Origin of the sequence: Arthrobacter cryoconiti, assembly GCF_020905375.1 — a bacterium.
Taxonomy (GTDB): Bacteria; Actinomycetota; Actinomycetes; order Actinomycetales; family Micrococcaceae; genus Specibacter; species Specibacter cryoconiti.
The window spans coordinates 415139-427632 of record NZ_JAJJBU010000003.1 but is presented as its reverse complement, the minus strand read 5'-3'; the positions used below and the strand labels follow the sequence as shown (position 1 = coordinate 427632).

At 60.3% G+C, this 12494-nt stretch carries 10 protein-coding genes; 3 read left to right on the top strand and 7 right to left on the bottom strand.

Features of this window, described 5'->3' with window-relative positions; translation table 11 throughout:
• The 5 genes from LOH53_RS02020 to tdh all read right to left on the bottom strand — a co-directional run bounded on the left by LOH53_RS02020 (nucleotide 1) and on the right by tdh (nucleotide 7068).
• Complete coding sequence (locus tag LOH53_RS02020; protein WP_230066039.1) at nucleotides 1-1041, bottom strand: ABC transporter permease; 1041 nt, start codon at nucleotides 1039-1041, stop codon at nucleotides 1-3.
• Complete coding sequence (locus tag LOH53_RS02015; RefSeq protein ID WP_230066038.1) at nucleotides 1038-2642, bottom strand: ABC transporter substrate-binding protein; 1605 nt, start codon at nucleotides 2640-2642, stop codon at nucleotides 1038-1040. Before LOH53_RS02015 ends, LOH53_RS02020 begins: the two co-directional genes overlap by 4 nt.
• A gap of 157 nt (nucleotides 2643-2799) precedes the next feature.
• Entirely contained in the window at nucleotides 2800-4764 is a 1965-nt protein-coding gene (locus LOH53_RS02010) for a PucR family transcriptional regulator (RefSeq protein WP_230066037.1), read from the bottom strand.
• Between the two features lie 5 nt (nucleotides 4765-4769).
• Nucleotides 4770-5987, bottom strand: a complete 1218-nt coding sequence (locus LOH53_RS02005; protein ID WP_230066036.1) for a glycine C-acetyltransferase — start codon at nucleotides 5985-5987, stop codon at nucleotides 4770-4772.
• A gap of 31 nt (nucleotides 5988-6018) precedes the next feature.
• A complete protein-coding gene (gene tdh, locus LOH53_RS02000; protein WP_230066035.1) occupies nucleotides 6019-7068 on the bottom strand; it encodes an L-threonine 3-dehydrogenase in 1050 nt (349 codons plus the stop codon).
• A 117-nt stretch (nucleotides 7069-7185) separates the two neighbouring features.
• Between tdh and LOH53_RS01995 the strand changes: the two genes are divergently transcribed.
• The 3 genes from LOH53_RS01995 to LOH53_RS01985 all read left to right on the top strand — a co-directional run bounded on the left by LOH53_RS01995 (nucleotide 7186) and on the right by LOH53_RS01985 (nucleotide 10658).
• The gene (locus tag LOH53_RS01995) at nucleotides 7186-8118 is read left to right on the top strand and encodes a LysR family transcriptional regulator (RefSeq protein ID WP_230066034.1); all 933 of its coding nucleotides are present in this window, start codon (nucleotides 7186-7188) and stop codon (nucleotides 8116-8118) included.
• A gap of 65 nt (nucleotides 8119-8183) precedes the next feature.
• Complete coding sequence (locus tag LOH53_RS01990) at nucleotides 8184-9545, top strand: C1 family peptidase (protein ID WP_230066033.1); 1362 nt, start codon at nucleotides 8184-8186, stop codon at nucleotides 9543-9545.
• Nucleotides 9546-9749: 204 nt separating this feature from the next.
• Nucleotides 9750-10658, top strand: a complete 909-nt coding sequence (locus LOH53_RS01985) for a formylglycine-generating enzyme family protein (RefSeq protein WP_230066227.1) — start codon at nucleotides 9750-9752, stop codon at nucleotides 10656-10658.
• Here the strand turns inward: LOH53_RS01985 and LOH53_RS01980 are convergent.
• Nucleotides 10617-11579, bottom strand: coding sequence for a phosphotransferase family protein (locus tag LOH53_RS01980; protein WP_230066032.1), 963 nt, complete (start codon nucleotides 11577-11579; stop codon nucleotides 10617-10619). The genes LOH53_RS01985 and LOH53_RS01980 overlap by 42 nt on opposite strands.
• The gene (locus LOH53_RS01975) at nucleotides 11576-12388 is read right to left on the bottom strand and encodes a hypothetical protein (RefSeq protein ID WP_230066031.1); all 813 of its coding nucleotides are present in this window, start codon (nucleotides 12386-12388) and stop codon (nucleotides 11576-11578) included. The genes LOH53_RS01980 and LOH53_RS01975 overlap by 4 nt, the downstream gene beginning before the upstream one ends.
• Nucleotides 12389-12494 lie beyond the last annotated feature (106 nt).

The following is a 12494-nucleotide window of genomic DNA, read 5'->3' as shown; positions in this document are numbered from 1 at the left end:
TCAGCTCTCCTTAATAGTGGATCTAGGGTCCAGGACTGCCAGCAAGACATCCACCAGCAAGTTGATCAGCAACACGATCCCCCCATACACAACCACCAGGGTCTGTGCCAGCGGATAGTCCTTAGTGAGAATGGAACTAACGATGGTTGTTCCGAGACCGGGCCACGCGAAAATGGTTTCCACAAGGACGGTGCCGGCAATCAACGAGCCCAGGAACAGCCCGGCAATAGTCAGTGTCGATGTCATCAGATTGGGCAGAGCGTGCCGCAGATACACACGCAGGGGCGGCATCCGCTTGGCCCGTGCGGTGCGCAGATAATCCTGCTCCAACACCCCCAGAGCCTCCGAACGCACAATCCGAGCCAACGCGGCAGTACTACCAATCGACAGTGCCGCCACGGGAAGGACATAGGAGAGAGGACCGGACTGGCCCGCCACGGGAAAGACGTGAAAGCTCACGGCAAACACGTAGATTAAGCCCACGCCTAGAAGGAACTCGGGGATAACGGCGAAGAAACCTGCCGTTGAATTGAACCCCAGCTCAATACCGCGACGCCGTCCACCTCGTGTCATGGCTGCTGCTAGGAGCCCCAATGGAATGGCCAGCACCAGTACCACTGCCAAGGTCAAAAGAGCCAGCTGGGCGGTGGCCGGAAATCGGGAAGCAATGACGTCCGCCACGGGAACCCGCAGACTGATGGAGTCCCCGGGCTGGCCTGTGAGCAAACCACGCCAGAACTGCAAGTACTGCAGCACCAAAGATTGGTCCAGGCCGAGTTCATGCCGGCGCAGCGCCACTGCTTCAATCGAGGCAGTGGGCCCAAGGGAGGCGCGGGCTGGATCTCCTGGAATTAGCTGGAGCATCAAGAATGCAACGGTGACAAGTGCCACTACCGAGCCGGCGAACCGTCCCCCTCGTCGCACGGCAAACAGGCTCCAGGACCCAGAAGCAAACCATCCGTGACCTCCCCCGCTCGTTAGGTTACTGGAGCGGATGACACCCGGCGCGGCTGTGATCTCCGGGGCCGGTGACTTACTCATTTCAGAAGGCGAATGCTAGGCCCGAAGAAGGTTTTCTCGAACGCCAAGCTGGCTTTCGAAAGGAACACACTCACCGTGGTACTCGCAAACGGTACGACGTCCGCCGTCGCATAGAGCGCTTTCTCAGCTTCCCCCCATGCTGCGCAGGCTGGTTCGCCAACAAGGGCGGAAGCCTTCTGGACAGCGGCCTCATAGCTTGGGTTCTTCATTGAACCGAAGTTGGTGCCCTCAGCCGGTGCGGGCCCGGACAGATAAGAGACTATGGGGCTAGGAGTGCTCATCAGAATCGGCTCCCATGAAATGTCCCACCCACCGTTGTCGGCTCCGGAGAGCAACTTGGTGCCGACAGTGTTGGAGTCCCCACCCTGCAAAACGATGGTGACGCCCAGCTTGGCCCATTGCTGCTGTGCATATTCGGCGGCAGCCGTCGTGGTGTCATCGAGGATCTCATAGAGCAATGTCAGCTTCAGATCTTTGCCGTCCTTGCTGCGCTTGCCGTCACCGCCAAGCTTCCAGCCGGCTTTATCCAGATCTTTAGCCGCTCCGGCTGCGTCAAAGCCAGGTAATGCCCCGGTGGTCGTCATGGTGCACGCCACAGGAGCGATCGTGGAGAGCTGCTTAGTGCGTGTGCCCTTTCCAGCGGTCATCACCTTTGTGACATTGTCCAGATCAAGACCTGCGGTCAGCGCAATTCTGACGGCTGGGTCAGCGGTCGCCTTGCCAGCTAGTTGATTGAAATACATTTGCCCGATCCCCCGCTCTATGGGGACCGTGGTTAGATTCGCCGCCTGAACACGGGCTTGGTCCGGGCCGTTGATAGTTGCCATGTTCAGCCCGCCTGAGAGCAAAAGGTTTGCCGAAGTACTCTCGTTAGGGACCACCTTGAAGATGACGGTGGCCGGCACACCGGGGGTTTCCGACGTCGTTTTCCCATCAGGGGCCCAGTCATAACCGGCTCGCCGTTCCAGCGTGTAATGGTCGTTAGCGGCCACGTCTTTGAGCTTGAAGAGCCCGGATCCGATCGACGCGGCGTCAGCCGCCTTGGGATCCTTGATGCCGGCGTCACAGATGATGTTCAAAGAGGTAGCATTGGCCAGCATGAACGGAGACGGCTCGGGGGTCTTCAACGTCACAATCCCGGTGGCAAGATCCGCAGTTGCTGTCCCATCGGCGGGAACGAACACTCCCCGCAGTGGGGAATTATTGGCCTTATTCGCCACAAAGTTGAAGTTATCTGCAACTGTCTGGGCCGTCAGTGCGGACCCGTCGGAGCAGGTGACTCCCGGTTTCATGGTGAAGGTCACCTCACTGGGAGCCTCAGTCCATGCGGTAGCGAGCCAAGGGTGGAGGACTCCAGTGGCTGGGTCCGCGAACGCCAGCCTGTCATACATATAATCCAAAACTCTGCGCGCATCGGAGGAAGCGGTCATGAGCGGACTCAGGGAACCGGGGTCGCTGACCATGGATGCCGTGAACGTCCCGTCAATGGCATAGTCAGCGGTTCCCGCCGAGCCGGTAGTAGTGCCCGCGCTACTGCAGCCAGTCATCATGAGAGCGGTGGAGGCGACCACTGCCACCACTGTTTTCGTCTTTCTCAACATTATTCCTCCGGAGCCGTTAGTCCACGGCAACCCCGCGGCGGGTACGTCCGGATGCCCACTAACTGCTGTCCGGCCTTCACTAACTATGGCCCGGATCACACGCATATGCATTGGTGAATTCGACGAATCTAATATGTAAATATGTCGAGTTCATCATTTAGGAATTTTTTGCGGTTACCTCAAAAAGTCTGAGTTGAAGCATGAGCGCGAATCGTTCTTCGGGGTCGGAAAGATCGATCCGGGCCACTTCACGCAGTTTGCGCAGCCGGTATCGGAACGTATTTTGGTGAACATGCAGCGCCGCGGACGCCGCTGCGACGTCGCCGAAGGAATCCAGCCAAAGCGCCAGTGTGGCTACCAGGTCCCCTCCATGTGCCGCATCATGCGCTATGAGCAAGGCCAGCGGCCCGGCTGGCCGTTCCCGTCCTGCCACCAAGGAGTCTCTCAGGGCAAGCATGACCGCCTCGACCTGAACCTCATCTCCACTCGCAACCATTGCGGACTTTTCACTCCCACGTCGCGAGAGGAGTACCCTCAGTGCCGAGTCAGCGCCAACGCGTGAACGGTTGAGGCGGCCTGCCGAAGCTACCACTGGGCCAAGACCCACCACCACCTGGGAGCTGTGCAGCCGCGCTGCAACCTCACCGGCCACCCGACGTGCGGACTGCTCACCGCCGGACTTTCGACCCACGGGGAACACCGCGTAAACGTGCCCTCCTAGGCGGGCCACTACAGAGAGCGCGTTGGCTGCATGAAGATGCAGGCCGACGGCGTTCGCGAGTCTTTCCAGCTCGGCCTCAGTCTCGGCTTCTGTATCGGTTTCGGCCGTATCGGCGTCGCTGCGGCGCAGCCCGGCGGCCATGACGACGGCAGCCTGCCCACCAAAGCCGCTACGGGCGGCCGTTTCCTCGGCGGCGGCACCCCCCTCCAACAGCATGACCAGCAGTCCGTAACGAAGCCTGGCAGCGGCGTCGGCGGCTGTGCGTGTTCGCAGCATGCTTAAGGCCACAATGTCTGCCGCCTCCATCAAGGTACGGTTGCGGTGCGCGTTGGGCGGTTCATCCACGACAACCCAGATGGAGCCCAAATTTTGGCTCCCGGCACGTACTCGCATCCCTACGCGCGGTAGGACACCAGGTCCAAGCGACGGAAGAAAGACGGGTTCGTCCGAATCATTAACGGCCCGGAACACGCCAAGTTGCCGAAGCTGCTGCGCGTATTCGTAGGGCACCTGATGGCCCAGCACCGATTGTTTGCGGATCTCATCCCCGGCGGCCTGGTCAGCGGAGAACGCCAGAATTCGAGAGTCCATGTTTTCGATGGTCGCTGGCCCACCCAAGATGGCGGCCACAGAGTTTGCTACATCAAAAAGGTCAGTGGACTGGCCCTCACGGTAGTCGTCCGCAGGGACCTCACTGTGACCACCCACTAAGGTTTGCAGCACGGAGGCCAACTGCAACCAGGAGGCGCCAGGTGCCAGGGTGATCACTGCCAGTCCCGCGTCCACTGCGTCTTGACACCGCTGCGCGTCAACGTTCGCTCGGGCGCCGAAGACCACACCGGCGGCCTCCGCTTTCAAGGCCGCAGTCATCAGCAAAGACGTCTCGTCACTTGTTCGTGCACCTGGTGCCAAAATCAGGGTGCCCGCTCGGAGCAGCAACTGGGCACCCGTCTCCGCAAGCCAAACGCCAGTGATATCCCGCGCTGGCACGGGTAACGGCGCCGCGAAGTCAAGGAGTGTCTCCCCCAGTCGATGCGCAGTGGCCGCAAGCGTAAACGTCGAGCCACTCGAAGCGCTATCCGCCGGCTGGACATCCAGAGCAGAAGTCATGTCAGCAGGAACGGCAGCAGGATCGGCAGCAGGAACGGCAGCAGGCTGCGCAGCCAGCACATCAGACGCCAGCCCGCTAGCCACCTGATCCTCGGACAGTGGCCCAGCAGGTCCGGCCGGCTCAGCAGGTCCGGCGGCCTCAGCAGTTCCAGCGGCCTCTGCAGGCTGCCCGGCCTGCTCAGCAGTTCCAGCAGGCTCAGCAGGTCCGGCGGGCTCTGCAGCTGCCGCTTGCGCAGGCGGCGCACTCGGCGGTACGCCGAGTACCACCCGAGGGATAGGCCGCGAGCGCATGGCCGCTAAACCGCTTCGTTACCGCTGCGCGCGGCGACAAAAGCGCCCACGCAGGCTTCGACGTCGTCCGCGCTGTGAGCCGCGGAGAGCTGGACCCGGATGCGCGCGGCCCCTCGAGGCACCACGGGGAAGCTGAACGCGGTGACGTAGACACCATGGGACAGCATGGAATCGGCCACCCGGGCGGCTTCGAGAGCATCGCCGAACATGACGGGCACTATCGCGTGCTCGCCGGGCAGAAGTTCAAAGCCCTCCTCGGACATGCGACGCCGGAACAGAGCAGCGTTTTCGAAGAGCTTGGTGCGCAGCTCCGCAGAACCAGCCACAAGTTCCAGCGCCTTGAGTGTGGCGGCAACAATGGCCGGAGCCAGGGAGTTGGAGAACAGATAAGGACGTGCCTTCTGACGCAGCATCGCTACTATCTCGCGGCGGCCAGACACATAACCACCGGAGGCTCCTCCCAAAGCCTTTCCGAAGGTACCTGTGTAGATATCGATCCGTTCGCTGACGCCAGCATGTTCTGGAGTACCGGCACCGGTGGAACCCATAAAGCCAACAGCATGGGAATCATCCACCATGACAAGCGCCCCGTACTGTTCGGCGAGATCGCAGATCGCCTCCAGCGGAGCTAGAAACCCGTCCATGGAGAACACACCGTCAGTGACGATCACCGTACGTCGTGCCCCGGCGCCGTCGTGCAATGCGGATGCGGCCTGCAACTGAAGCTCCAAATCAGCCATGTCCTGATTGGCATAGCGAAAGCGTGCAGCCTTGGACAACCGGATGCCATCAATGATGGAGGCGTGATTCAGGGCGTCGGAGATGATGGCGTCCTCGGCACCGAACAGCGATTCAAAAACGCCGCCATTGGCGTCAAAGCAGGAGGAAAAGAGGATGGTGTCCTCGGTGCCCAGGAAGCGCGAGACCGCTGCCTCCAGCTGTAAGTGCAGGTCCTGTGTGCCACAGATAAAGCGCACACTAGCCATGCCGAAACCGTGACTGTCCATGGCAGATTTGGCGCAGGCAATGATCTCGGGATGATCGGCGAGACCAAGGTAATTGTTGGCGCAAAAGTTCAGCACGGGGGCCGCTGCACCGTCCAGCGGGCCGGCCGTGACGTGGCTGGATTGGGCGGAAGTGATGACGCGCTCAGTTTTGAACAGGCCTGCGGTGCGAATTTCTGCCAGTTCAGCGTTGAGCTGGTCCTTCATCGAGGTGTACATGGTGCTCCTTCGTAAAAAAGTGGCGTGCGTTCTAAGAGAAGACGGACCAGTCAAGGACAACTTTGCCACCCCGGCCTGAGCGTGCGATCTCAAACGCCTGCTCCCACTCGGTGGCAGGAAGCCTGTCGGTGACCACGGAAGATACCGCCTTACGCAACACCGGGTTCGAGGAAAGCATGGCGCTCATGGCGTACCAGGTTTCAAACATTTCCCGACCGTAAATTCCCTTGAGCGTGAGCATGTGGGTGACCACTTTGCCCCAATTGATATCGATCGATTGACTGGGTAAGCCCAGCATAGCTATGCGGCCGCCGTGGTTCATGTTCTCTATCATCTCCGGCAGAGCAGTGGGATGGCCAGACATTTCCATCCCTACATCGAAGCCTTCCCGCAAACCAAGCTCGCGTTGGGCGTCCTTGAGACGGGTCTTGGCGACATTGACGGCCAAATCGGCACCCATCGAAGCTGCCATCGCCAGGCGCGGTTCGGAGACGTCGGTGATCGCGATCTTGCGTGCTCCGGCATGACGAGCCACGGCCACGGCCATCAGCCCAATGGGCCCAGCACCGGTAATCAGCACGTCCTCTCCCACCAGGCCAAAGCTGAGGGCCGTGTGGACGGCATTGCCCAGGGGGTCGAAGATGGCGCCTAGTTCAGCGGTCACCGTTGGATCGTGATGGACCCACACATTTGATTCTGGGATAACAACGTACTCAGCGAAAGCGCCGTCGCGCTGGACACCCACAGAAACCGTGTTGATGCACATATGGCGGCGGCCCGCACGGCAGTTGCGGCACATTCCGCAGACCACGTGGCCTTCTCCGGATACCCGGTCTCCCACCGCCACGCTGTGGACGTCCCGGCCAACCTCTACAACTTCTCCGTAAAATTCGTGCCCGGCAATCAGCGGAGCGTTAATGTTTGCGGCGGCCCATGCGTCCCAAGATTGGATGTGTAAGTCAGTGCCGCAGAGGCCCGCTGCTGCGACCTTAATTTTCACGTCGCGGACACCAGGTTCCGGCTCGGGACGGTCGACAAGTTCGAATCCTGCGTGAGCGCCGGACTTATACAGAGCTTTCATGGGCGACTTTCCTGTTCTTAGGGGTTGGCTTACCCATTACAGTCTTTAAAATCATTTAGCACAATCGACATTTACTCCATCATCGATTAAGCGAATGCTAAATGATAAGCTGGCGGCGTGGAACTTCATCAACTGCAAATGCTGCGCGAGCTCGGCGAACTGGGGAGTGTCAAAGCTGTCGCCGAGGCCCTGTCTGTCACCCCATCCGCCGTATCCCAGCAAATCTCCCTCCTGCAACGCCAAGTTGATACGCCGCTGACCCGCAAAGACGGCAGAAATCTGGTCCTCACGGATGCTGGAAAGGTACTGGCCGACGCCGGCGCCGACGTCATCAACGCCATGGCCACGGCACACGCTGCCATTGGCGTTTACCAGCACGACGGCTCCGGCACCGTCTCTGTGAGCGGCTTCCACAGCGCAGGCCAGGCGCTCTTCGCCCCACTCGTGCGCCGGCTGGCGCTACTGCGTGAGAATGAGAGCGACGGCGCAGCGGGCGTTCCCCGGGTCCGGCTCACCGACGAGGACGTTGCCCAGCAAGACTTTCCCGCACTGACGGCGCGCTACGATCTGGTGCTAGCACACAGGATGGATCACAGCCCTGCCTGGCCACAGAAGCAAGTCCACGTGATCCCTCTCGCCCACGAACCCTTGGATATCGCCTTGGCCGTGGATCACCCCCTGGCAGCGCACGAGTCTTTGTCCCCACAGGACGTGGTGAACTATCCGTGGGTTGCCAGCCGCAGCGGTTACTCTCCTGCCGACGTCCTTTCCGCTATTGGTGCGGTGGCCAGCCGCCCGGTAAATGTGGTTCATCGGATCAACGACTACTCCACGGCAGCAGCATTGGTCTCCACCGGGGACGTCATCGGCTTACTTCCCCGGTTCACGTCAAGTCCCGCGCTGAGCCCCGGCGTGACGCTACGGCCGCTGACAGGGATCAGCACGCGACGCCGGATCGACCTGTTGGTCCGTCCGGAGAATCTAAAACGCACATCTGTGATGCTGGTCGCTGATGCCCTCGCGCTCGTCATGAGCGAGATGGTGCGCTGAACTTCGCACTATCAGTCTTAGCTGGAAGTTTGCTGCGGCACCCGAATCAGGATAGAACGGAAGACATGACTACGATCACAGATCTCTCCGTCACTTCCCACGCCTCTTCCCTGACTCCCGGTCACGTCGCGGCCCTGCACAACTCATTCGCCGCCGATCCGGTCCTCAAACGTACGCAAAATGCCATTGCACGAGTCAGCGTTGACGAGCTCGCCGTCGACCATCAGCTGGCCACTTCTCTTTCCACTACTGTCTCCAACCGCATCGATGACTGGAAAGTCACCAACCAGAAGAAGTCCGGAAGGTGCTGGCTCTTCGCAGCATTGAACCTTTTGCGCACCGGCGCCAAGGAGGTCATGGATGTCAAAGAGTTTGAATTCTCCCAAAATTACGCCATGTACTTCGATAAGTTGGAGCGCGCCAACTACTTTATGCAGTCCATCCTGGAAACCGCGGAGCGGCCCGAGGACGACCGCCTGGTTTCCTACCTGCTCCAGACGGTGATGGGCGACGGCGGCCAGTGGGACATGGCCGTGAACATCTTCACCAAGTACGGTGCCGTCCCCAAGTCCGCCATGCCGGAAACTGAATCCTCCTCCAACACTGGCCGGATGAATTCAGTTCTCGCCTCCTTATTGCGCCGCGGCGCACATGAATTACGCACTCTGCGCAATGCCGGTGACGTGGCCGGCGAAGATCAGGCACGTGAACGGATCATCACCGAAGTTCACCGGATCCTCTCCCTGCACCTTGGCACACCGCCCACTTCCTTCGAATGGGACTATAGCGATGACAAGAAAGTGTTCCATCGCGAGGGAGTGCTGACCCCGCAGGAATTCCTAGCCAAATACACCACCATCACTCTTAGCGACTATGTCTGCTTGGTTGATGATCCTCGAGCCGAGCATCCCAAGGGCAGCACTCTAACAGTGGAACACCTGGGCAATGTGGTGGGGGCGGCACCGGTACGTTACCTGAACGTGGACATCAGCCTTGCCAAACGTTTAGCCAAGGAAGCCATTTTGGACGGGCAGCCCGTTTGGTTCGGCTGTGATGTAGGACCTCAGATGGCGCGAAAAGACGGGATCTGGGATGCACGTCTCTACGACTACGCGGGTCTCTACGACGCCGAGCTAGCCATGGATAAAGAAACCCGCGTCCGTTACGGGGCATCAGCTATGACGCACGCCATGCTACTGACCGGTGTGGATGTTCTTGAAGGCCAGACTCGCCGCTGGCGCGTAGAGAACAGCTGGGGCGAAGAAAATGGTGACCAAGGCTTTTACACCATGGCCGACAACTGGTTCGATGACTACGTCTTCGAGATTGTGGTGGAGAAGAGCCGTCTATCTTCAGAGCTAGTGCAGGCACTTGAGACCGAACCCACCGTGCTGCCAGCATGGGATCCCATGGGCGCACTCGCATAAGCTGGTGCTCACCTAGCTTGTGCAAGATACGACTTACTTGGGTTTTGCCGCCGACATCAAAAACTCACCATCAATCACCCTTCGAAGGAGAGCACATTGTCAGGTTGCTGCAGCCCAGGCGAACGTCCCCCCATCACCGGCGAACAGCCCGGAATCGCGGTGCCGTCCCCCCTCAGTGTGGGACGGCACCCGGCGGCCAACCCGATGTCTGCACGCACTTCTGCCAGCACAGGGGCCAGCAACCGTGACGTTCCCATTCCCGCCGGTTGTTTTAGTATGGGTGACCCTTTTGACGAAGGTTATCCAGCCGACGGAGAGACACCCGTCCACCCAGTAAATATTTCCGCGTTCAGAATCGATGCGACCGCCGTCAGCAACGCCCAGTTTGCGGAGTTCGTTGATGCCACCGGCCACCGCACGGAATCGGAAGTTTACGGCAGCTCCGCAGTATTTCATTTAGCCGTTGCGGCCCAAAAGAAAGACATTCTTGGCACCGCCGCCGGAACGCCGTGGTGGCTTAACGTGCGCGGCGCCGACTGGGCACACCCCGCCGGCCCTTCCTCGAACTGGGTCGAGATCCCGGATCATCCAGTGACACAGGTATCCCACAACGATGCACTTGCTTACTGTGCCTGGGCCGGGCGGGCGCTGCCCACTGAAGCCCAATGGGAGTACGCCGCCCGGGGCACGCTGACACAGAACCGGTATCCGTGGGGCAACGAGTTGCATGGCACGGCCGAGGACGGACGCACACTTCACCATTGCAATATTTTTCAGGGCACGTTCCCGGACGAGAACACGGGCGAGGACGGTTTTCTCACCACAGCGCCGGTGCGCAGCTTTTTGCCCAACGGCTACGGACTATTCCAAACCAGCGGGAATGTGTGGGAGTGGTGTGCTGATTGGTTCCTACCCAAATACTATAAAAGCTGCCTCGCCAAAGGCATCGTTGATGATCCTCCCGGACCAACGATCGGGCGTGGGCGCGTCATGCGCGGAGGTTCCTACCTATGCCATGAGTCCTACTGCAACCGCTACCGTCTGGCAGCCCGTAGTTCCAACTCCCCCGAATCAGCCAGTGGCAACGCCGGATTCCGCACCGTCGCCGGGTGAGTTGCCCAGGCGTTGACGCAACCACCGGATTAGGGCGTCGGCCACTTTTCGCTGGAAACTGCGCAATGAGTCAATACCGGGAGGTGGCTCCCGTCGGGACATCTCCAAATAGTAGCCGGCCCAGCCAGCGAGGACTCCAGTCACATCACGCGGATCGACCCCAGCCAGGATTCTAGACCGAGCCACCATTGACTGCGCATGACCGGGCGGGTGGTCAGTATTGACATCAATGAGCACTGAGAGGCAATCAAGCCAAGGAGCACCCCGATTTGCGTGGGGCCAGTCGATCAACATGACGCCCTGAGTGGTTAAGAGAATGTTGTCAGCCCTTAGATCCCCGTGGACCAACGACTCCCCCGCCATGGCGGCTGTCCCTCGGCGGGCCAGTTGAATCAGCAACTCCAGATTGCTGTCCGCCCAAGAATCCAATGAGTCGAGTGGGTGCTTGTGCAGCTTTTCCCAACCCATAAACGCTCTCCGCAAAGTAACTTCGCTGCGCGCCAACTCCAACCCGGGAGGCAGGGGCACCGCACCAATTTCCTCCAACGCTGTCAGCACCGAGGAAGCCTGCGCATCAGCCCACGGTCTACGCGGGTGCGATCCGTCAACGTCGGCTAAGGCCAACGCGACCCAGATGCCGTCGTCGTAGATGCCCAGCAGATCCGGCGCGGGTACACCTGGCGGGAGCGCTGCGGTAATAATGGCTTCGCGGCGGTGCAAGAGCGCGGAGTCCAGGTTGACTTCGGAGCTGACGGCTTTGACAAATACCCGCCGGCCGGAGGCCAAGCGCACCCGGTCCGCGGAGCCCGGAGAGAAACCACCAGATTGTGTGGCCGCCTCGATCACCCGCTCTCCAAGCAGTTCCTCGACGCCAGTTCTGACGTTCGGCGGCAACTCCAGCCAACCCATGCGCGTGTTCACGGCGAGGGGATCAGTGCCTGGACCGGGATGGGAGCCAGCGTCAGCACCGTTGCATCGTCGGAAACCTCGCCGATATCAGCTTGTTTGCGCCGTAGTTCGTGCATCAAATTCAGCGCACCAAGAGTGGAACTGGTGCGCTGAAGAAACTCCTCGGGGCCGCTGACCAAGCCAAGGTCCACCGCACGCCACGCTCCATCGCTGGCCAAAACTACGATTTCGGGCATCCCAAAACGCTCCACGTGGGCATGGTCCGCCGCTCTGGCTTCCCTCCGCGCCACCCACAAATTGCCGGGCGTATTGCGCAATTCACGATCACGCCGAAGGAGTCGGTGCCGTTCTGGCGCGTCCACGGTGCGGCGTGCAGCCTCAAGGTCCACCCGAGCATCCGCAGCTTCGGCACGCACCATATGCACTCCACCTTCCAGGGTGCCGACCACCACGGTGCAGTCCGCCAGCCCAGCGACCTCTACGCCGTCGTCGGTCAGGGTCAAAACTGAGACGGCCGCACTCGGAAAACGCGTAATTTCGTGACCTACCAACGGTATAGCGGCAGCATCAATGGCCTCTAGAGCACTCGCAAGTAGCGAACGGCTATCAGCAGCATGGAGAGCGGCCGTAGCGAACGCCAGAGACAGTGTCTGGGCCAGCCATTGCGGGTCAGAACTTGCAGGTAGTCCTATTTGTTCAAGTAATGGTGTGGCACCGTCGATCACCCACGCGTGCCGGCCGAAAAATCCACAGCTGTCCTCCATGACGTGGGAGTCCCCCTCGAACTGGACTCGGGCACGGATTTCCCAAACATAACTCATGCGTTCATCCTCCCATGCCGCCAGTTACAGCAACGGCGCCTGTTTGCGCTTTTCGCGCCCGGTTAACCGGGCGCGAAAAGCGCAAACAGGCGCCGCCATGACCTGG

Excerpts from the sequence above, each read along its gene's own strand:
- tdh (WP_230066035.1), bottom strand. The coding sequence starts at position 7,068 with ATGAAAGCTCTGTATAAGTCCGGCGCTCACGCAGGATTCGAACTTGTC.
- LOH53_RS02015 (WP_230066038.1), bottom strand. The coding sequence starts at position 2,642 with ATGTTGAGAAAGACGAAAACAGTGGTGGCAGTGGTCGCCTCCACCGCT.
- LOH53_RS01990 (WP_230066033.1), top strand. The coding sequence starts at position 8,184 with ATGACTACGATCACAGATCTCTCCGTCACTTCCCACGCCTCTTCCCTG.
- LOH53_RS01985 (WP_230066227.1), top strand. The coding sequence starts at position 9,750 with ATGTCTGCACGCACTTCTGCCAGCACAGGGGCCAGCAACCGTGACGTT.
- LOH53_RS02010 (WP_230066037.1), bottom strand. The coding sequence starts at position 4,764 with ATGCGCTCGCGGCCTATCCCTCGGGTGGTACTCGGCGTACCGCCGAGT.
- LOH53_RS02005 (WP_230066036.1), bottom strand. The coding sequence starts at position 5,987 with ATGTACACCTCGATGAAGGACCAGCTCAACGCTGAACTGGCAGAAATT.
- LOH53_RS02020 (WP_230066039.1), bottom strand. The coding sequence starts at position 1,041 with ATGAGTAAGTCACCGGCCCCGGAGATCACAGCCGCGCCGGGTGTCATC.
- LOH53_RS01975 (WP_230066031.1), bottom strand. The coding sequence starts at position 12,388 with ATGAGTTATGTTTGGGAAATCCGTGCCCGAGTCCAGTTCGAGGGGGAC.